Source organism: Romboutsia sp. 1001216sp1, assembly GCF_039841805.1.
GTDB classification, from domain to species: Bacteria; Bacillota; Clostridia; order Peptostreptococcales; family Peptostreptococcaceae; genus Romboutsia_C; species Romboutsia_C hominis.
In genome coordinates, this window is sequence record NZ_JBDPHA010000004.1 from 77,912 (window position 1) to 98,304 (window position 20,393).

Below are 20,393 nucleotides of genomic sequence, written 5' to 3' on the forward strand. Positions count from 1 at the left end.
TATTCAAAGTGTAAACAAGTGAGTATAAAGTATTATATATTTTAAAATTTGGTTATCTTATAAATATATATAAATTAAGGAGATATGTGATGTATATAAATTTACCGAAATCAGTAAAATTTATAATAGAAAAAATAAAAGAACATTGTGAAGAAGCTTATATAGTAGGAGGATGTGTCAGAGATAGTATATTAGGTATTTTACCAAATGACTATGATATAACAACTAGTGCAAAACCTAATAAAATAATAGATATATTTAAAGGCTATAAAATAATAGAAAATGGAATAAAGCATGGAACAGTAGGTATTTTAATAGAAGATGAGGTTTATGAGATAACAACATATAGAGTTGAAGGTGAGTATGAAGATAATAGAAGGCCTAAAAATGTAGAATTTACATCAAAGTTAGTAGATGATTTAAAGAGAAGAGATTTTACAATAAATGCTATGGCTTATAATGAAGAAGATAAACTAATCGATTATTTTGATGGAGTTAAAGATTTACATGATAAAAAAATAAGAACAGTAGGTAATCCTGATGAAAGATTTATTGAAGATGGACTTAGGATAATAAGAGCTATAAGATTTAGCAGTAAACTAGGATTTGATATAGAAAAAGAAACATTTGAAAGTATAAAAAGAAATTCTAGTATATTAAAAAATATTAGCAGAGAAAGAGTAAGTGATGAAATAAAAAAAATCATACTTAGTGAAAACCCTCAAAAACTAGGATTATTATATAGTTTGAATATATTTAAGGAGTTAGAGATATACTCTCATGTAGAGAATTATGAAGATTTTTGTACAAAGTTAACAATATTAAAAGAGTGTAATATTAGTTTAGAGCAAAGACTATTGATGATAGAATTTTTAATTTTAGAAAATAACACAAAAAGACTAAATAAGACAAAGGAAAAAATAGAGTTTTACAATAAAAATATAAGAAAAAATAATATTGTAAGCAAACTGAAATATCCAAATAATGTAACAAAATACATAAATAATATGATTGACTATATGCTAATAGATAATATAGATTTAGATAAAATTGGTATTAAAAAAATTCTAAATAAAATAGGAATTGATAATTTAAAAGATATTTTAAAATTGAAGGAAATATATTACAAAAAAGTAGGTGATTGTGAAGAGATTGAAGAATTAAGTATAAGAAAACATTCAATAGATAAATATACAGAATTTATAGAAGAAATAGCTAAAAATAATGAATGCTATAAAATAAATGATTTAGATATAAACGGGAACGATTTAAGGTTGATGGGGTATAGTGGAAAATCAATAGGAGAACAGTTAAATCTCCTTTTAGAAATAGTAATATGTAACCCTGAAAAAAACAGCAAAAGTGAGTTGATGAATTTATCAAGGTTAAATAAGATTGATTAAAATATACAAATATATTTAAAAAATCCTTATATAAAATTATAAACTGACTTTAAACATTTATTTTGTCGTTAAATAATGCTATAATGTAATGTGATTTTAAAAATGATATCGGAGGTTTAATTTATGAGAGTCGAAGGCCCTATTAAAGTAGATAGAAAAACAAAGAGGCTTGCAAAGAGACTTACGGGTGGAGAAATAGCTGTTATAAATCATATAGATATAGATGAAGTTGCAGCGAATTCTTTAGTAGAAGGTAAAGTAAAGCTAGTTATTAATGCATCACCTTCTATAAGTGGAAGATATCCTAATAAAGGACCTGGAATACTAACTGAAAAAAATATTCTTATAGTTGATAATATAGGTGAAGAATTATTTAATGAGTTGTCTGAAGGTCAAAATATTGAAATTATAGATGGTAAAATTTATAGAGACAATAAATTTTTAGGACAAGGTGAAGTATTAGGCAAAGAAGAAGTAGCAGTCAAATTAAAAAAAGCATACGAAAACTTAGCAGTTGAACTAGATAGGTTCATAGATAATACTATTGATTATGCAAAGAAAGAAAAAGGATTCATATTAGGAGAAGTCGAAATACCTAAAGTTAAAACTAATTACGCTAATAGGCATGTACTAATAGTTGTAAGAGGACAAGATTATAAGCAAGATTTAAGCACAATATTATCATACATAGAAGAAGTGAAGCCAATATTAGTTGGTGTTGATGGAGGAGCGGATGCGTTACTAGAGTTTGGTTATACTCCAGATGTTATAGTTGGAGATATGGATAGTGTTAGTGATGAAGCTCTTAAAAAAGCAGGTGAGATAATCGTACATGCTTATACAGATGGAAGGGCACCAGGTCTTAAAAGAGTTCAAGATTTAGGGCTAGATGCTATAGTATTTCCAGCACCTGGAACTAGTGAGGATATAGCTATGTTAATAGCTTACGAGTACAAAGCAGAGCTTATAGTGGCTCTTGGAACTCATTCTAATATGATAGATTTTCTAGAAAAAGGAAGAAAGGGTATGGCAAGTACTTTCTTAGTAAGATTAAAAATAGGATCAAAGCTTATAGATGCGAAAGGAGTTAACCTACTATATAGAAGTAAGTTAAAGATGAAGTATATATGGGCATTAATAGCTACTGCCTTATTCCCAATACTTATACTAGCCTCTTTCTCTCCAAGTGTTCAGCAGTTTATACATCTAATGCAGCTAAAATTAAAGCTATTACTACAAATGTAGATTTAGGAGGAAAAAAATGCATATAAACATGAAATATTATATAGTTACCATAGGAGCTATTTTTATAGCTTTAGGAATTGGTATGTTAGTAGGATTTAATCTAAATTATGATCAAGAACTTAGTAAACAACAAGCAAGTATGATCAAAGATTTAGATAGTAAGTTTGAAGTACTAAAAACAACAAATGATAACTTAGAAGAAAATTTAACTAATTTAAATAAAGATTATGATGAAGCAATAGCCATAATAAATCAAAATTCAGATAAGATAATAAAAGATAGTCTTGTAAATAAAAATATAGGAATAATATCTACAAATGAAAAAAATGATTATAGTAAAGAAATTGCAAGTATAATACAAAATGCTGGAGGAAATGTAGCATTTGATATAGTACTTACTAGCAATATAGAAAATAAAGATGCTTTAAAGAAAGCATCAGAAGAACTTTCAATTGAACTAAACAATGCAAAAGATGTTATAAATTATATAGCAGAATCTTTAAAAGAAGAAGGTAGTATATCTAAGTTAGAAAATCTTCAACGTTTAGAGTTAATTAAAGTAGAATCTATAGCAGAAAATTATATAGATTATGATTCTGTAGTTTTAACAGGTGGAAGTGAAGATAAAGCTCAAAAAGAAAACTTTGATAAGATAGATGAAGCTTTAATAACTAAATTAAAAGAACAAAATAAATATATAGTAGGAGTTCAAAAAAGTAATACTAAAAATTCTTATATAGACTTATATTCTAAAAACAAAATAGCAACTATAGATAATATTGAAGAAGGAATAGGTAAAGTTTCTTTAACTATATTATTAAATGAAAAAGGAGCTACAGGGGATTTTGGTAGATTAGAAAGTGCAAAACAATTATTCCCTTATAAGAAATAAGAAAAGGAGAAAAAATATGAGTTCTTACATAAGTATAATAATACCAGCTTACAATGAAGCAGATAAGATCAAGGACACATTAGAAAGCATTACTGATATAAATGAAATAGATGAAATTGTAGTTGTAGATGATGGTTCTAGCGATAATACTACAGAAATAGCATCTAGTGTTAAAAATGACAAAATAAAAGTGTTTAAATTAGATAAAAATAGAGGTAAAGGATACGCATTAAACTATGGGTTAAAAATAGCTATGGAAAATGCAGATATAATAGGATTTTTAGATGGAGATTTAGGAAGTTCAGCTAGTGAAGTTAAAAAACTTATCATGCCTATATTAAACAACGAAGCCGATGTTATTATAGCAAAATTCCCTCCTGCAAAGAAAAAGGGAGGGCTAGGATTTGTAAAAAGATTAGCTAAAGAATCTGTATTTGAGATGACAGGTGTAGAACTAGACTCTACTTTATCAGGACAAAGGATATTTAAAAAAGAAGTATTAGAAAAATTTGAAGAGATTCCATATGGTTATGGTGTAGAAGTAGGTATGACTATAGACATATTAAAATACGGTTACACAATCAAAGAAGTATTAGTAAATATGACTCATAGTGAAACAGGAAGAGATTTAAAAGGTTTTATTCATAGGGGAAAACAATACTACCATATAAAGAAAGTTTTAAAAGCAAAAAATAAAGAATGGAGGTAGTATATAGGTGAAATATTATATACTTTATACTGTTTTATTTATAACAGGATTGCTTGGAACCTATGTTGTTATCCCTTTATTTAAAAATTTATTAATAGATAGTAATGTATTAAGACCAAATTATAAAAAAGATATGATACCAGTTAGTATGGGTATAGTATTTTTACCTATGATAATAATAAATGGTATTATTATAGGATTTGTAACTAATGATGTTAATAAGCTACTATATTTATTTATGTTCATATTTGGAATAATAGCAATGTTCTTTGCAGGAATATTAGACGATATAATAGGAAATAGAGATGTTAGTGGGCTTAAAGGACATTTTAAGAGTTTGTTTAAAGGAAAGCTTACAACAGGTGGATTTAAGGCATTATTTGGAGGATTTATAGGTATATTAATATCTATAGCAATATCTAAAGATATATTAGATATAATTGTAAATACTCTTATAATAGCACTTTCTACAAATCTTATGAACTTATTAGATTTAAGGCCTGGAAGAGCTATAAAGGTATATTTAATAATAGGGTTAGTTTTACTTTTAACATTAGCAGGATTTGAAAAAAGTCTACTTCTTTTACTGCTTCCAAATGTATTAGCATATTTTAATTACGACTTAAAAGCTAAAGCTATGATGGGAGACACAGGATCAAATGTTTTAGGTATATCTATAGGAATACTTATATGTATGGGGTATTCATTTAATATTAGATTAGCTTGGTTAGTATTTTTAATATTTATACATATACTTACAGAGAAGTATTCTTTAACTAAGATAATAGAGAAAAATAAGTTCTTAAATTTCATAGATAAATTAGGAAGGTAAACTTATGATAAGTAAAAGAATAGGAATTGTAGATTCTATAAAAGATAAGAGTGAAAAATTAGAAGATATAAGAGTTAATATAAATGGAGAAATACAAAAAGCATACAACTACCCTAAGATGACAGGGAGTGTAAATGTAGGTGATGAGGTTGTATTAAATACAACAGCTGTTGAGTTAAGTTTAGGTACTGGAGGATATCATTTTGTAATAACTAATCTAAATAATATAGAATCAAGCTTTACAGAAGGCGGTCATATTATGAAATTAAGATATACGCCACTACAAGTTAAGGTAGATTCAGTTGAAGAACAAGAAAGTACTTATCATGATAAAATATCAAGCTTTAAAAGTTTAAATGATATGCCAGTTGTTGTTGGGACACTTCATAGTATGCTTACACCTTTTGTAGCATCATATAAAAGAAATAATAAAGATAAAAAAATAGTATATATAATGACAGATGGAGCTGCATTACCGATATACCTAAGTAAAAATGTAGAAACTTTAAAAAGTAAAGGATTAATAGACTATACTATAACTATAGGGAATGCATTCGGAGGGGATTATGAATGTATAAATATATATACAGCTTTAATAACTGCTAAAGAAGTATTAAATGCAGACTGTGTATTTGTTAGTATGGGACCTGGAATTGCAGGTACTGGAACTAAATATGGATTTACAGGAATAGAACAAGGACCTATATTAGATGCAGTAAAAAAACTTGGTGGAAATCCTATAGCTATACCTAGAATTAGTTTTGCAGATAAAAGAGAAAGACATAATGGAATATCTCACCATAGTATTACTATTTTTAAAGAAATTGTAAATGTTGATATAACAATACCAATATCAAATTATGAAAGTGATAAATTAAATAAAATAAGAGCACAAATAGAAGAAAATGATTTAAATAGACATAATATAGTATATATAGATAATAAAAATACTAAAGAAGACTTAGATTATTTTGGCCTGAAGGTAAGAACTATGGGAAGAAATTATGAACAAGATAAAGAGTTTTTCGAGGCTGCAAGTAGTGCTGCATATTATTTAATGGAGGTTTGTGATGGTGATAGAAGAAAAGACTATTAGTAGTGATAAAATATACACTGGAAAAACAATCAGCCTAAAAGTAGATACTGTAGAGACTATAAACCAAGGATATCAAAAAAGAGAAATAGTAGAACATCCTGGTGCAGTTGGTATATTAGCATTAAATGAAAATAATGAAATAGTATTAATTAAACAATTTAGAAAACCAATAGAAAAAGTTATATGGGAAATACCAGCAGGAAAGTTAGAACCTGGTGAAACACCAAAAGAATGTGCACAAAGAGAACTAAAAGAAGAAACGGGATACGATGCTTCAAATTTAAAACTAATACATAAGTTTTATACATCAGCAGGTTTTTCTAATCAAAAAATATACATATATCTAGCTACTGATATTACTGTAGGTGAAAGAAATTTAAATGATGATGAAGATATAGAAGTACATACTATAAGTTTAGAAGAAGCTTATAACATGGTTATTCAAAATGAAATAGAAGATGCAAAAACAGCAATTGGAATTTTAATAGCTAGAGAATTAATATAAAATGTCATAACCTCCTCTTTTTATACATACTATTTTGTAAGGTAAAAGGGGAGGTTATAAATTTGAGAAGAACATATAGAAAAAATAATTTTAAAGAACTTAACAGACAAATAGTACTTATTGGGTTAATATTTATTGTATTTGTAGCACTTGGATCTTATCTAAATAAAATATGGCCAAGTTATCAAGATGAAATAATAAAAGATATTAGTTTTATAAGTGAGTACTATAATTCAAGAGAAGGAATAAAAGAAGCTATATTATCAAATTTAAAAATAGATTTAAGCTTTATGGCTTGTGTCGCTTTTTTTTCAGTCTTAGTAATAACTTTTCCAGTAGTGCTTATAATATTTATGCTAAAAGGTTTATCAATAGGCTATACTATAAATAGTATGATATTAGCACTAAATTTTGAATCAATAAAAATGATATTTGTTTTATTTATGAAAAATTTAGCTACTATACCTGGTACAGTTATATTAACGTTAGTGGCATTTGATTATGTAAAAAAAATGTTATTAGAAATTAAGCACAAAAGAAAAGAAAATATGATATTTTTAGTAAAAAGATTTATATTAAATGTTATAATTATAATAAGTGTTACAGTTATATTACAAGTTGTACTAAATACTATAAGTATAGGTATGATTAAGTTCCTAGTCAGATAAGGAGTTTGCTATGGAGGTTGTAGAGGAATACATAAAATATCTAAACAGTAAGAATCTATCTAAAAATACTATATCATCTTACTATATAGATATAAAAAGATATGTTGATTATTTAAAAGAAAAGATGATAAGTTTAGATAATGTTGTAGAAAATGATATTATAGGATATATAATAAGATTAGAACAGGAAAATATATCTGTAGCAACAGTATCTAGAATGATATCATCAATAAAATCTTTTCATGATTATTTATTTTTTTATGGTATAAGTAAAAATAATCCTGCAAGAAATATAAAAAAGCCTAAAATAGAGAAAAATAGTTTAGATATTTTAACAGAGGAAGAAATAAAAAGGCTTTTAGATTTTAAAAATTTAAATACACCTAAAGAAATAAGAGATAAGGCAATATTTGAAATATTGTATGGTACAGGTATAAAAGTATCAGAGCTTATAGATATGGATATAGATTCTGTAGAATTAGATTTAGACTATATATGCTGTGATAAAGGAAAAAATCCAAGAATAATACCTTTATCCAATACATCTAAGGAGTATTTAGAAAAATATATAAATGAATCAAGAACTGAATTGGCAAATGAAGATGAAAAAGCTTTATTTGTAAGTTCCTTAGGACAAAGGTTTACAAGACAAGGCTTATGGAAACTTATTAAAAAATATGCTAATTTAGCTAATATAGATAAAAACATAAATCCAAGTATGCTTAGGCATTCTTTTGCTATTCATCTTTTAAATGAAGGTGCTAATGTTGCTGTAGTAAGCAAAATATTAGGAAATAGCAATTTATCTAGTTTGCAATCATATTTAAATCACATAAATAAGAATATGAGAAGAGAAATAAAAGAAAAACATCCTAGGAAATAAACTACAAAAAAAGGAGGACATAATATGAATAGGGTTGTATGGATTGTAATTGATAGTGTAGGAATAGGAGCACTTCCAGACTCAAAAAAATTTGGAGATGAAGGTGTTAATACTTTAGGAAATATAATAAAAACACATAAGGATATAAAGATACCTAACTTATTAAAATTAGGGATAGGAAATATAGACGAAGTAGATTTTGTAGAAGGAGTAGATTCTCCTATAGGTTGTTTTGGAAAATGTGAAGAAATTTCTCAAGGAAAAGATACTACAACAGGACATTGGGAGATGACAGGTGTTTTAGTTGAAACTCCATTTAAAACATTTGAAAATGGGTTCCCAAAAGAAATAATAGATGAATTTGAAAAAAGAACAGGAAGAAAAGTTGTAGGAAATAAGCCAGCATCAGGAACTGCTATATTAGATGAATATGGAGAACATCAAATGAAAACAGGAGATGTAATAGTATATACATCAGCAGATAGTGTATTCCAAATAGCAGCGCATGAAGAAATAATACCACTTGATGAATTATACAAAATGTGTGAAATAGCTAGGGAAATAATGATGGGAGACAATGCAGTAGCTAGAATTATAGCTAGACCATATATAGGAAAAGGAAAAGGTGAGTTCGTAAGAACTTCTAACAGAAGAGACTACTCATTAAATCCTTTTGAAAAAACGGTATTAGATAATATAAAAGAAGCTGGACTAGATGTAATTGGCGTTGGTAAAATAGAAGACATATTTAATGGACAAGGTATAACGGAAGCTATACACACTAAAGATAATATGGATGGAGTAGACCAAACTATAAATTACATTAATAAAGAAAATAAAGGATTAATATTTACTAATTTAGTTGATTTTGATTCAAAATATGGACATAGAAGAAATGTAAAAGGATATAAAGAAGCTATAGAGGAATTCGATGCTAGAATTCCAGAAATAATAGATGCTTTAAAGGAAGATGATATACTTATAATAAATGCTGATCATGGTAATGATCCAACTTACAAAGGTACGGATCATACTAGAGAGTATATACCTGTATTAATTTATGGAAAAAATATCAAGAGTGGTGTAAACTTAGGTATAAGAAAAAGTTTTGCAGATATAGGTGCTACAGTAGCAGATATATTAGATACAAAAATGACTAAAAATGGAACTAGTTTTAAATCACAAATACTTAAATAGTCAAGGAGGAGACATATGTTTAACAAAGTACAAGAAAGTGCAAAATTTATAAATGAAAAAATAAATATAACACCTAAGATAGGACTTATATTAGGTTCTGGATTAGGAGTATTAGCTGATGAAATAGAAAATCCAGTAAAGATAAAATATAATGAAATACCTAATTTCCCTGTATCTACTGTTGAAGGACATGCAGGATGCCTTGTAATAGGTAAATTAGAAGGCAAAGATGTAGTTGCTATGCAAGGGAGATTCCACTACTATGAAGGATATACTCAACAAGAAATAACATTCCCAGTTAGAGTTATGAAAGCTTTAGGAGTTGAAACTATAGTAGTTACAAATGCAGCTGGAGGAGCAAATGTAGACTTTAAACCAGGTGATTTAATGATAATAAAAGATCATATAAACTTAAGTGGAAGTACACCTTTAATGGGTAAAAATGATGAAAGATTTGGACCAAGATTCCCAGATATGTCTACAGCTTATTCACCAAAATATATAGAATTAGTTAGAGAGTGTGCTAAGAAGCTAGATATAAAAGTACAAGAAGGTGTATATGCATTCTTTAGTGGACCAACATATGAGACACCTGCAGAAGTTAAAATGGCAAGAATACTAGGAGCTGATGCTGTTGGTATGTCTACTGTACCAGAAGTAATAGTTGCTAGCCATTCATCTATGGATGTTATAGGAATATCTTGTATAACTAACATGGCAGCAGGAATACTTGATCAACCTCTTAACCATGAAGAAGTAATAGAAACTACTCAAAAAGTAAAAGCTGAATTCTTAAGTTTAGTTAAATTAGTAGTTAAAAGTATATAATAAATATATAAGCTTAATACTAAACTTAGTATTAAGCTTATTGAATTTAAATAATAGATTATATATAAAGTTTGTTAAGGAGAGATAAAATGAGAATATATGATATAATCAGAAAAAAAAGAGATGGGCATGAATTATCTAAAGAAGAAATAAACTTTTTCGTAGAAAAATATTCAAAAAATGAAATACCTGATTACCAAGCATCAGCTCTTTTAATGGCAATATATATAAACAAAATGAATAAACAAGAAACAGTATATCTTACAGAAGCTATGATGAATTCAGGAGATGTTATAGACCTATCAGCTATAAAAGGAATAAAAGTTGATAAGCATAGTACAGGAGGAGTAGGAGATAAAACTACAATAGCTTTAGCTCCATTAGTGGCATCATGTGGTGCTCCTGTAGCTAAAATGTCAGGAAGAGGATTAGGACACACTGGAGGGACTTTAGATAAGTTAGAAGCTATACCAGGATTTTCAATAGAAATGGATGCAGAGAAATTTATAAATTCTGTAAATGAAAAAAATATAGCAGTTTGTGGTCAAACAGCTACAATAGCAGTTGCTGATAAAAAAATGTATGCTCTAAGAGATGTAACTGCTACAGTTGATAATATATCTTTAATAGCTGCTAGTATAATGTGTAAAAAATTAGCATCAGGTTCAAATGCTATATTACTTGATGTTAAAACTGGTGATGGAGCATTTATGAAAACACTAGATGATTCATTTGAACTAGCAAAAGCTATGGTTGATATTGGTTGTGGAATGGGTAGAGAAACAATAGGTATGATAACTAATATGGATGAGCCTTTAGGATTTGCTGTAGGTAACTCATTAGAGGTAATAGAAGCTATAGAAACTTTAAAAGGAAATGGACCTAAGGATTTTGTAATGCTATGTGAAACATTAGGGGCATATATGTTAGTATTAGCAAAAGTTTGTGAAAGTTTCGAAGAAGGTAAGAAAATGATACAAGACGCTATATCTTCAGGACGTGCACTAGAAAAACTAAAAGAGTTTATAGAAAATCAAGGCGGAGATAAGAGGGTAGTTGACGATTATGATTTACTTCCTAAATCTAAAAATATAGTACCTATAAAATCACCAAAAAGTGGTTATATAAGTAAGATAGAAGCAGAAGAAATAGGGGTATCTGCTATGATTTTAGGTGCTGGTAGAGAAACTAAAGAAGATGAACTTGATTTATCAGCAGGTATAGTACTTCAAAAGAAAGTAGGAGACTATGTAAATGAAGGCGATGTATTAGCTTACATGCATTATAATAAAGAAGAAAAATTTGAACAAGCAAAAGAAAGATTTATAAATGCTTATGAAATAGTAGATGATAAAACACAACCTAAAAAGTTAATATATGGTGTTGTAACTAAAGATGAAATAAAAAAATTTTAATATTATGATTATAAAAAGCTTAACGTGTAAAAAATAACGTTAAGCTTTTTATAATTATAAAAAAATTTTGAAGCTATTAATTTTTATAATTAATTTGATAAATTACTAATAAATGAACGTTAGATAAGTCAAATATAAAAAAGCAATGAATTTAGAAAAGAAATTTATTCGACAATTTTATTGAAAATTTTTATTCTTAGATTTATAATATAAAAGATATAAATATATATAAGGAGTAGAAAATACTATGTACTTGAGAAATAATAAACTTAAGATAGCATTAATTTCCTTGGTAGTATTATTGGGATTAATAGGGAGTTTTGTGTTCATACAAATAGGACCATACAATAAAAAAAATAAAAAAGATATAGTAGTAGAAATACCTAAAGGTGCTACTATAAATACAATGACAGATATATTATACGAAAAAAAATTAATAAAGAATAAGACATTATTCAAAGTTGTAGCAAAAGTAAGTAATGAAATTCCAAACATAAAGTCTGGAAAATATTTGCTTAATCAAACCTATTCTAATAATGATATAATTGACATATTATCATCTGGAAAAACATATCAAGATGGTATAAAAGTAACTATACCAGAAGGATCAACTTCTAATGAAGTAATTGATAAATTAGTATCTAAAAAACTGGGCAATAAAGAAACGTATGAAAAACTAATCAAAAATCCAAAGGAATTTTATAGTGATTTTCCATATTTAAAAGAAAAAGATATAACTACACTAGAAGGTTTCTTATATCCTCAGACTTATTACTTTGAAGAAGGTACAAGTGAAAAAGAGGTTTTGGATAAAATGTTAGCTGAATTTGGTAAAATGTATACTGAAAAGTTACAAAAAAGACAAAAAGAGTTAAAAATGACTCTTCAAGAGGTCGTAAATCTGAGCTCTATTGTTGAAAAAGAAGCTGTTAGAGATGAAGATAGACCTATGATAGCAAGTGTATTTTACAATAGATTAGATATAGGTATGAGACTTCAGTCTGATGCAACTATACAGTATATATTCCCAGAAAGAAAAAAAATAGTAACATATAATGATTTAAAGATAGATTCTCCGTATAATAGTTATAAAAATGTGGGACTACCTCCGACACCAATAGCTAATCCTAGTATAAAATCTATAGAAGCAGTATTATATCCAAAAGATACAGATTATTTATACTTTGTAGCTACTATGGATGGAGGAAATAACTATAGCAAAACTTACGAAGAACATCTTAAGTTTGAGAAGGAATATAAAGAACAAAGGGATAAATTAAGCAAAGAAAAAGCAAGTGCAGAGAATAAATAAAATTTAAAATATGGGGATTATGCTTTGAGATATTCAAAGTGTAATCCTATATTAATGTTTCTGCTATTTAAGGAGTGAATTTAATGAGCAATATAGTAAATGAATTAGTACAAGATTACATAAGAAATACATTAAAAGATAAAGAAGGACTTTTAAAAGAACTAGAAGATTATGCACATGAAAATAATGTACCTATAATACACAAAGAAGTATCAGAACTTTTAAAAGTTTTACTAAAAATGAAAAAACCAAAGAGAATACTAGAAGTTGGTTGTGCTATAGGATACTCATCTATACTATTTGCATCTACTCTAGGTGAAGATGTGGAGATAATAACAGTAGAGAGAAATGAAAAAATGATAGAAAAGGCTAAAGAAAATATAAAATTAGCTGGATTTGAAAATAATATAACGATATTAGAAGGCGATGCAGAAGAAAAATTAAAAGAAGTTCAAGGAGAGTTTGACATAATATTTTTAGATGCAGCTAAAGGACAATATCAATTATTTTATGATATGGTTATAGATAAATTAAAAGTAGATGGACTTTTAATATCAGATAATATATTATATCAAGGAATGGTTGCACATGATAGTTTCGTTATAAGACGTAAAAAGACTATAGTAAAAAGAATGAGAAGTTACTTAGATTATATATCAAACTGTGACTATTTAACTACATCTTTAATACCTATAGCAGATGGAGTAGCACTTAGCTACAAACAAAGCGAGAGGGGTGATTTAAATGCATAATGTAGAATTATTGGCGCCAGCTAGAAGCTTAGAAGAATTAAAGTTAAATATAACAAATGGTGCAGATGCTATATATATAGGAAGTGAAGCTTTTGGTCTTAACTCTATAGATAAGGAGTTTTTAAAGGATGAATTAATAGAAGGTATAAACTTTGCACATAAACATAATAAAAAGGTTTATGCATCTGTTAATATAGTTCCTCATAGTAAGGACTTTTCAGATATAGAAACATACCTAAAAGAACTTGAATTTGTAGGAATAGATGCTATCATAATAGCAGAGCCTGGTATGCTTGTAGTAGCTAAAAAGGCTGTACCAAATATGGATATACATTTAGCAGAACAAGCTAATGTTACAAATTACGTAACAGCTAAATTTTGGCATGAGCAAGGTATAAAAAGAATAACATTATCAAGAGAATTATCTTGTGATGAGCTAGGTCAAATAAGGCTAAATACACCTATAGAATTGGATTTAGAAGCATATGTACATGGAGTAATGGCTATATCTTATTCAGGAAGGCCTCTTATAAGCAATTATATAAAAGGAAAAGATTCAGATAGTGAAGTAAATAAAAAAACATACAGTCTAGTTGAAGAGAAAAGACCAGGAGAATATTTCCCGGTTTATGAAGATGAGAGAGGAACATTCATATTTAATTCTAAAGATTTATGTATGATAAAAGATTTACCGGCTATGATAAAGTCAGGAATAAATAGTCTTAAAATAGAAGGTAAGATGAAAGACGCTAATTATATATCTAAAGTTGTTAAAGCTTATAGATTTGCTTTAGATAAGTTTTATGAAGACCCAAATAATTGGGAGTTTAATCCAAGTTGGATCGAAGAAATAAAGTTAAATAATAGAGAGTTTACATCTGGATTCTATTTAGAGAATCCAAATGATCAAGAATAAACGCTAATCTTTTTTGTAAGGAGAGTACTACATCATGAAAAAAACTAAGAGACCTTTAATAATAGGAATAACAGGAGGAACTGGTTCTGGTAAGAGTACAGTTTGTAAAGCTATAATGGATAATATACCAGATGAAAATATAGCTACATTAGAGCAAGATGCTTACTACAAAGACCAAACACATTTAAGTTTTGAAGATAGACTAAAAACTAATTATGACCATCCACTTGCTTTTGATAATAAGCTTTTAATACAACATATAGAAGAATTATGTAATGGAAAAAGCATAGAAAAGCCTATATATGACTATGAACTTCATACTAGAAAACATGACGAAACTGTTACAATAACTCCAAAGGATATAATAATAGTAGAAGGTATAATGATACTTGAAGATGAAGAGTTAAGAAATAAATTAGATATAAAAATATATGTTGATACTGAAGATGATATAAGAATACTTAGAAGAATACAAAGAGATATAAAAGAAAGAGGTAGAACTGTAGATTCTGTTATAGATCAGTATCTGACTACAGTAAAGCCAGCTCATGATCAATTTATAGAACCATATAAAAAGTATGCTGATATAATAATGCCAGAAGGTGGACAAAACGAAGTAGCTATAGATATAGTTATAAGTAAAATAAGAACACAATTAGATTAATTAGAATAAAGAGTATTAACCCCTTAGAAATTGTCAAAAATGACAAGTATCTAAGGGGTGATTTTATGTCAAGGAAAAAATATAATTTACCAAAAACTATGGTTGGTAGAGGAAAAACAACAGTTTTAATATTTGTATTAGTATATTTATTTTTAATATATAGACTAGCAGATATACAAATATTAAAATCTGATGAATATAAACAAAGACAAGAAAATCAAAGTACTGAAAAAATAGATTTAAATACTGGTAGAGGTGTAATCTATGATAGAAATAATCAACCTTTAACGGATAAGAAGAAAGAAACTGTATTAATAGTACAAAAAGAAAAATTTATAAATGATTCTAGCATAAGAAACTTAGTAAAAGAAGTAAGTAATTTAAGTGATAAAGAGATATATAAAGAAATAGAAGAGCAAACAGAGTCATCAATATTTGAAATACAAGTAAATAATATAAGTAAAAAAATGGAAGAAAAGTTACTAGAAAAAAATATAATAGTATCTAAAAGAAGTATAAGATATGACGAAGATAGCCTTTTATCCCACACTATAGGATATATAAATAAAAAAGATAAGATAGGACAATATGGAATAGAGAGAAGTATGGATGAAGTGCTTAATGCATCAAATGAAGAATATATATCTGTATTTAAAGTAGGTGAAGCAGGTAGAAAAGAAGGTTTAGATGTACTAAAAGGAAGTATAAAAACAGTAACAAAAGATGATAAAGATAAGCATATAAAATTAACAATAGATAAAAATATTCAAAAAATAGTTGAAAAAGTAGTAGATAAAGAAGCTAACCCTACAGCTGTTATAATATCAGATGTAGAAAGTGGTGAAATACTATCTATGAGTTCTAGGCCAAACTTTGATCAAAATGATATAGGTAAGTATATAAGTGATACAGACAAATCTAAGGGTGAACTTAGAAATAGGGTAATACAAAATACTTATGCACCAGGTTCTGTATTTAAAATAGTAACTTTATATGCAGCTCTTGATACTAAAATTATAGATGAGAACTATACATATAATTGCACAGGAAATACAAAAATAGGAAAAAATAAAGAAATATTAAATTGCCATAATAAAGAGGGACATGGTATACAAAGTTTAACCGAAGCTTTTGCTAATTCATGTAATACTGCATTTTTTGATATTGCAAATAAAGTAGGAAAAAGCAAAATAATAGAGTATGCTAAAAAACTCCATTTAGATGAAAAGTTAGATATAGGGTTAGAAGAGGAAGTAAATAGAGAAATACCAAAAGACATATCTATAAGAAATTTAGCTATAGGTCAAGGAAGTATGGAATTTACACCGATACAAATAAATCAAATGACACAAATAATTGCTAATAATGGAACATATAAGCCATTATATATATATGATAGCATTGTAGATAATAATAAGGGTATCTTAAAAAATTTTAATCAATCTAAAGAAGATGAAATAATATCACCATATACATTGACTATAGTAAAAGACATGATGAAAAAAGTATCTTTATCAGGCACGGGAGAAGCACTTAAAGACTTAGAAGGCGGGTGTGGCGTTAAAACAGGTACAGCCCAAACCAATATAGATGGTATTTCAGTAAATAATGGATGGATAACTGGATTTTATCCAAGTGACACACCAAAATATACTATAACAGTAATAGTAGAAGGAACTAAAGAAGAAAGCAAATCAGCATTACCAATCTTCAAGGAAATATGCACAAATTTAAAATATAAATAAAATAAAATATTATATAAAACAAGCAATTTAGACAGGCCAGATTCATATAATTTAAAATGAAGCATCTCAAAGAGGGGGTGGCCTGTTGACAACTTTTAAATCATTTGAAAAACCATTAACCCCTGAAGAAGAAGTTACTTATTTAACTAAATTTAAAAAAGACAAAGATGAACATGCAAAGGAAGTTTTAATAGAGAGAAACATGAGATTAGTAGCCCATATAGCAAAAAAGTACAATAATGCCAATGAAGAGCAAGATGACCTTATTTCTATAGGTACTATAGGACTTATAAAGGCTATAGAAACCTATAATGTTGACAAAGGAACTAGGCTAGCAACTTATGCATCTAAATGTATAGAAAATGAAATACTTATGAGCATAAGAACAAATAAAAAAAATAAGGTTCAAGTATCTCTTCAAGATCCTATAGGCACGGACAAAGAAGGCAATGAGATTAGTCTTATAGATGTTTTGGGAACTGATATAGATTATATATTAGACCAAGTAGAACTTAAGGTTCAAATAGGTAAGTTATATGAACAACTAGATAAGATATTGACTAAAAGAGAAAAAGAAATTGTTCTTTTAAGGTATGGGTTAACCACTTGTGGATATAAAACACAACGAGAAATTGCTCAAAAACTTGATATATCTAGATCTTATGTATCAAGAATAGAAAAAAGGGCACTAAAAAAACTTAGAAAAGAATTAAAATCAGAAAAAAGCCTTATATAGGCTTTTTTTGTTTTAAGAATATATATAATACTTAGAGTATTTATTACATAAAACTGTAATTTATAACAAATAATTTATAGTGAAATTGTTCAAAAACTGACAAAAAAACTATTTATAATATGTTAATATTACTTATATAGAAGATAGAAGAAGGATTATGAATGTACAAGTTGAAAACAAAAATATAAATGCATAATAGATAAAATTATAGTAAGGGGAATCAAAAAAAGGGGGATGGTGAAAATATGAAATCTTTATATATTTATAAAGAAGTTTTTGAAATTGTTAGTTTATCTATAGCTATTTCTATTCCTTTTATATTATTAGTACTTTACAAAATATTAAATTGTAAATCTTTAATGTATATATTATGTATATATTTATTAGAAATTTTGATGTTAGTAACTGGAAATTATTACTTTGGAGTTACTATGTTAAACTTAGGAAAAATAAGTATCATAATCAACAAAAAGACTAATCTAAGAATCAAAAATAGATATATATTAACTATGGTAGGGATATATCTATTTATTGTAATGAGTCTATGTATAAAGAATAAATTTTATATGTTAACATACACTTTGCTAAACTTATCAATTGTACAAGCACTACTTATTAGTAATATGGAAAATATAATGAAAATGCTTAAAGATTATAAATTGAAGGTTAAATATAATCAAAGTATGACACAATCTCTAATAGATAAAATAAATCTAGAATTTGAGACCCAAAAAAAAATTAAAGATAGTATGGCTGAAGTAAATACAGAATTAAATAAATCAATTGAAGAATCTCAAAATATAGTTTTTTTATTAAATAGAGATGGAGAATATCTCTATGGAAATGAAGAATTTGAGAAATTTATATGTAAAGATAAAAGTAATTTAAGTGATTTAGATATATTAGAAGAAATAAAATCAAAGTTTATAGATTTTCCAGAAGATTTAAATGAAATTGAAAATTTGGATACCATAATAAATGGATATGATGAAAAGATATATAGACTTGCATCTAAGAGAGAAATATTAAAAAATAAATATAGAAATATATGTATTCTAACTGATATAACAGAAAGCGTCCTAATAAGAAATAAATTAGAAGAGAGTGAACAAAGATTTAAAAAATTAATAGACATATTAAATGACGGAATAATAATACATAATTCTAGCAGTATAAAATATATAAATAATAAAGCTATAGAATTGTTTGATATAAAGGATTATGATGAATCTAGGGGAGTTTTACAAAATATACAAGAAAAGGTATTAAGTAAAAGTGTAAATAAATTTATAGAACAAGTAAACATGGTTCAGTCTGGAAAAAAAGACAAGGTAAGTATGAAGATAAAGACAAAAAATAAGAAAGTTATAGAAGTAATAACAACAAGTATTATATTAAGAGGAAATAAGAATTTGTTAACTATAGCCATAGATATAACTAACATAGAAAATACTATCTCGGAAATTGAGCAAAGAGAAAAAACTTATAAGGTATTGTTGCAAACACTTCCACAAGGTATAGCAATAATAGAAAAAAATGGACATAATCATATATATAGAAATAAGGTATTAATAGAAATATTAAAAGAAATAGGAACTGAAAACCTAAATAAGATAGTTAAAAGCTACTTAAATCAATTAGAATATGGTAAATTTAAAAGATTTCAAGTTCCTTCAAATAAAATTAAAGAGATAGAAATTGCTATAATTGATATTGGCAATAGTTATTTGATAATATTGAGAACTTTAGACAATGAATATAAAATAAAGAAAATGGAAGAAATATTAAGTGAAATAAATAATAAGTATAGATTTAACGTTGAGTTCTTAGCTAATGTATCTAAAGACATAAAAAAACCTGTAACAACTATATTTGAAACTAATAAACTTATATACAATTATGAAAAAGAAAATAATAAGGGAGATAATGGATGTACAAAACTTATAAAACAAAATTGTTATAGGCTAATGCGATTATTAGATAATATTTTAGAAATAGGACATTTTGAAAATGGAACCTATAAAATGGAATATAAGAAGTATGATATAGTAAACTTGCTTAAGGATATAGTTAATAAATCTAAGCTATATACAAGTGAAAATGGAGTAAATATAGAATTTAAATCTAATATAGATAGTAAATATATGATACTAGATAAGAAAAAAATAGAGAAAGCTGTATTAAATCTTATATCAAATTCTATAAAATATACTGCAAAAGGCGGAGAAATAGTAGTCAAGTTTAGGCAAGATGGAGATTTAGTATATATATCAGTCAAGGATACTGGAATAGGAATACCAAAAGATAAAATAGGTATTATATTTGAGAACTTCGAACAGGTAGATAGAACCCTTACAAGAGGTGCAGAGGGAACTGGTATAGGTTTATCATTAGTAAATAAATTAGTAAAAGCACATGGAGGAGACATTAAGGTAAACAGCGAGGTAAATGTGGGGAGTGAATTTACCATTATTTTAAAAGATAATATAAAAAATAGTGAAAATATAGATGTGGGAGTAAGTGTTAGTGATAACGAAAAAATCGATATAGAATTTTCAGATATATATTTTAATTGTAGTAGCTAAGTTAATTATA

19 protein-coding genes are annotated in these 20,393 nt (G+C 26.9%); all 19 read left to right on the forward strand.

The annotated features are described in order from the left end of the window. Window positions 1-89: 89 nt before the first annotated feature. The 19 genes from ABHC41_RS05865 (at window position 90) to ABHC41_RS05955 (ending at window position 20,383) form a co-directional block, all read left to right on the forward strand. A complete protein-coding gene (locus tag ABHC41_RS05865; RefSeq protein WP_166505843.1) occupies window positions 90-1,403 on the forward strand; it encodes a polynucleotide adenylyltransferase in 1,314 nt (437 codons plus the stop codon). A 123-nt stretch (window positions 1,404-1,526) separates the two neighbouring features. Next, a complete protein-coding gene (gene steA, locus ABHC41_RS05870; protein WP_092924464.1) occupies window positions 1,527-2,648 on the forward strand; it encodes a putative cytokinetic ring protein SteA in 1,122 nt (373 codons plus the stop codon). Window positions 2,649-2,664: 16 nt separating this feature from the next. Continuing rightward, entirely contained in the window at window positions 2,665-3,540 is an 876-nt protein-coding gene (locus ABHC41_RS05875) for a copper transporter (protein ID WP_195237275.1), read from the forward strand. Between the two features lie 16 nt (window positions 3,541-3,556). After that, window positions 3,557-4,249, forward strand: a complete 693-nt coding sequence (locus ABHC41_RS05880; RefSeq protein ID WP_166505841.1) for a glycosyltransferase family 2 protein — start codon at window positions 3,557-3,559, stop codon at window positions 4,247-4,249. A 7-nt stretch (window positions 4,250-4,256) separates the two neighbouring features. Next, entirely contained in the window at window positions 4,257-5,081 is an 825-nt protein-coding gene (locus ABHC41_RS05885; protein ID WP_195581353.1) for a glycosyl transferase, read from the forward strand. A 4-nt stretch (window positions 5,082-5,085) separates the two neighbouring features. After that, window positions 5,086-6,177: a DUF3866 family protein gene (locus tag ABHC41_RS05890; protein ID WP_166505840.1), complete on the forward strand. Its 1,092-nt coding sequence runs from the start codon at window positions 5,086-5,088 to the stop codon at window positions 6,175-6,177. Next, the gene (locus tag ABHC41_RS05895; RefSeq protein ID WP_092924473.1) at window positions 6,152-6,682 is read left to right on the forward strand and encodes an NUDIX hydrolase; all 531 of its coding nucleotides are present in this window, start codon (window positions 6,152-6,154) and stop codon (window positions 6,680-6,682) included. The genes ABHC41_RS05890 and ABHC41_RS05895 overlap by 26 nt, the downstream gene beginning before the upstream one ends. A 62-nt stretch (window positions 6,683-6,744) precedes the next feature. Next, on the forward strand, window positions 6,745-7,350 hold the full coding sequence (locus tag ABHC41_RS05900; RefSeq protein WP_271892363.1) for a hypothetical protein: 606 nt from the start codon (window positions 6,745-6,747) through the stop codon (window positions 7,348-7,350). A gap of 10 nt (window positions 7,351-7,360) precedes the next feature. After that, on the forward strand, window positions 7,361-8,233 hold the full coding sequence (locus ABHC41_RS05905) for a tyrosine-type recombinase/integrase (RefSeq protein ID WP_092924476.1): 873 nt from the start codon (window positions 7,361-7,363) through the stop codon (window positions 8,231-8,233). 24 nt (window positions 8,234-8,257) lie between these two features. After that, the gene (locus tag ABHC41_RS05910) at window positions 8,258-9,430 is read left to right on the forward strand and encodes a phosphopentomutase (RefSeq protein ID WP_092924478.1); all 1,173 of its coding nucleotides are present in this window, start codon (window positions 8,258-8,260) and stop codon (window positions 9,428-9,430) included. Between the two features lie 15 nt (window positions 9,431-9,445). Beyond that, complete coding sequence (locus ABHC41_RS05915; RefSeq protein WP_271892360.1) at window positions 9,446-10,258, forward strand: purine-nucleoside phosphorylase; 813 nt, start codon at window positions 9,446-9,448, stop codon at window positions 10,256-10,258. An 89-nt stretch (window positions 10,259-10,347) separates the two neighbouring features. Next, complete coding sequence (locus tag ABHC41_RS05920; RefSeq protein ID WP_195237276.1) at window positions 10,348-11,673, forward strand: pyrimidine-nucleoside phosphorylase; 1,326 nt, start codon at window positions 10,348-10,350, stop codon at window positions 11,671-11,673. A 247-nt stretch (window positions 11,674-11,920) separates the two neighbouring features. Next, on the forward strand, window positions 11,921-12,985 hold the full coding sequence (mltG, locus tag ABHC41_RS05925; RefSeq protein ID WP_092924484.1) for an endolytic transglycosylase MltG: 1,065 nt from the start codon (window positions 11,921-11,923) through the stop codon (window positions 12,983-12,985). Window positions 12,986-13,068: 83 nt separating this feature from the next. Further along, window positions 13,069-13,737, forward strand: coding sequence for an O-methyltransferase (locus ABHC41_RS05930; protein WP_092924486.1), 669 nt, complete (start codon window positions 13,069-13,071; stop codon window positions 13,735-13,737). Next, entirely contained in the window at window positions 13,730-14,653 is a 924-nt protein-coding gene (locus ABHC41_RS05935; protein ID WP_092924488.1) for a peptidase U32 family protein, read from the forward strand. Before ABHC41_RS05930 ends, ABHC41_RS05935 begins: the two co-directional genes overlap by 8 nt. A gap of 34 nt (window positions 14,654-14,687) precedes the next feature. Then, on the forward strand, window positions 14,688-15,317 hold the full coding sequence (gene udk / locus ABHC41_RS05940; protein ID WP_092924490.1) for a uridine kinase: 630 nt from the start codon (window positions 14,688-14,690) through the stop codon (window positions 15,315-15,317). A 65-nt stretch (window positions 15,318-15,382) separates the two neighbouring features. Beyond that, window positions 15,383-17,062, forward strand: a complete 1,680-nt coding sequence (locus ABHC41_RS05945; protein ID WP_195237277.1) for a penicillin-binding protein 2 — start codon at window positions 15,383-15,385, stop codon at window positions 17,060-17,062. Between the two features lie 85 nt (window positions 17,063-17,147). Further along, window positions 17,148-17,798: an RNA polymerase sporulation sigma factor SigK gene (sigK, locus tag ABHC41_RS05950; protein ID WP_092924494.1), complete on the forward strand. Its 651-nt coding sequence runs from the start codon at window positions 17,148-17,150 to the stop codon at window positions 17,796-17,798. A 245-nt stretch (window positions 17,799-18,043) separates the two neighbouring features. Continuing rightward, window positions 18,044-20,383, forward strand: a complete 2,340-nt coding sequence (locus ABHC41_RS05955) for a PAS domain-containing sensor histidine kinase (RefSeq protein WP_195237278.1) — start codon at window positions 18,044-18,046, stop codon at window positions 20,381-20,383. The last annotated feature ends 10 nt before the right edge of the window (window positions 20,384-20,393 follow it).

Coding starts and splice junctions, on each gene's coding strand:
- ABHC41_RS05930 (WP_092924486.1), top strand. CDS start 13,069: ATGAGCAATATAGTAAATGAATTAGTACAAGATTACATAAGAAATACA.
- ABHC41_RS05955 (WP_195237278.1), top strand. CDS start 18,044: ATGAAATCTTTATATATTTATAAAGAAGTTTTTGAAATTGTTAGTTTA.
- ABHC41_RS05880 (WP_166505841.1), top strand. CDS start 3,557: ATGAGTTCTTACATAAGTATAATAATACCAGCTTACAATGAAGCAGAT.
- steA (WP_092924464.1), top strand. CDS start 1,527: ATGAGAGTCGAAGGCCCTATTAAAGTAGATAGAAAAACAAAGAGGCTT.
- udk (WP_092924490.1), top strand. CDS start 14,688: ATGAAAAAAACTAAGAGACCTTTAATAATAGGAATAACAGGAGGAACT.
- mltG (WP_092924484.1), top strand. CDS start 11,921: ATGTACTTGAGAAATAATAAACTTAAGATAGCATTAATTTCCTTGGTA.
- ABHC41_RS05915 (WP_271892360.1), top strand. CDS start 9,446: ATGTTTAACAAAGTACAAGAAAGTGCAAAATTTATAAATGAAAAAATA.
- ABHC41_RS05945 (WP_195237277.1), top strand. CDS start 15,383: ATGTCAAGGAAAAAATATAATTTACCAAAAACTATGGTTGGTAGAGGA.
- ABHC41_RS05875 (WP_195237275.1), top strand. CDS start 2,665: ATGCATATAAACATGAAATATTATATAGTTACCATAGGAGCTATTTTT.
- ABHC41_RS05935 (WP_092924488.1), top strand. CDS start 13,730: ATGCATAATGTAGAATTATTGGCGCCAGCTAGAAGCTTAGAAGAATTA.
- ABHC41_RS05920 (WP_195237276.1), top strand. CDS start 10,348: ATGAGAATATATGATATAATCAGAAAAAAAAGAGATGGGCATGAATTA.
- ABHC41_RS05865 (WP_166505843.1), top strand. CDS start 90: ATGTATATAAATTTACCGAAATCAGTAAAATTTATAATAGAAAAAATA.
- ABHC41_RS05890 (WP_166505840.1), top strand. CDS start 5,086: ATGATAAGTAAAAGAATAGGAATTGTAGATTCTATAAAAGATAAGAGT.
- ABHC41_RS05910 (WP_092924478.1), top strand. CDS start 8,258: ATGAATAGGGTTGTATGGATTGTAATTGATAGTGTAGGAATAGGAGCA.
- ABHC41_RS05905 (WP_092924476.1), top strand. CDS start 7,361: ATGGAGGTTGTAGAGGAATACATAAAATATCTAAACAGTAAGAATCTA.
- ABHC41_RS05895 (WP_092924473.1), top strand. CDS start 6,152: ATGGTGATAGAAGAAAAGACTATTAGTAGTGATAAAATATACACTGGA.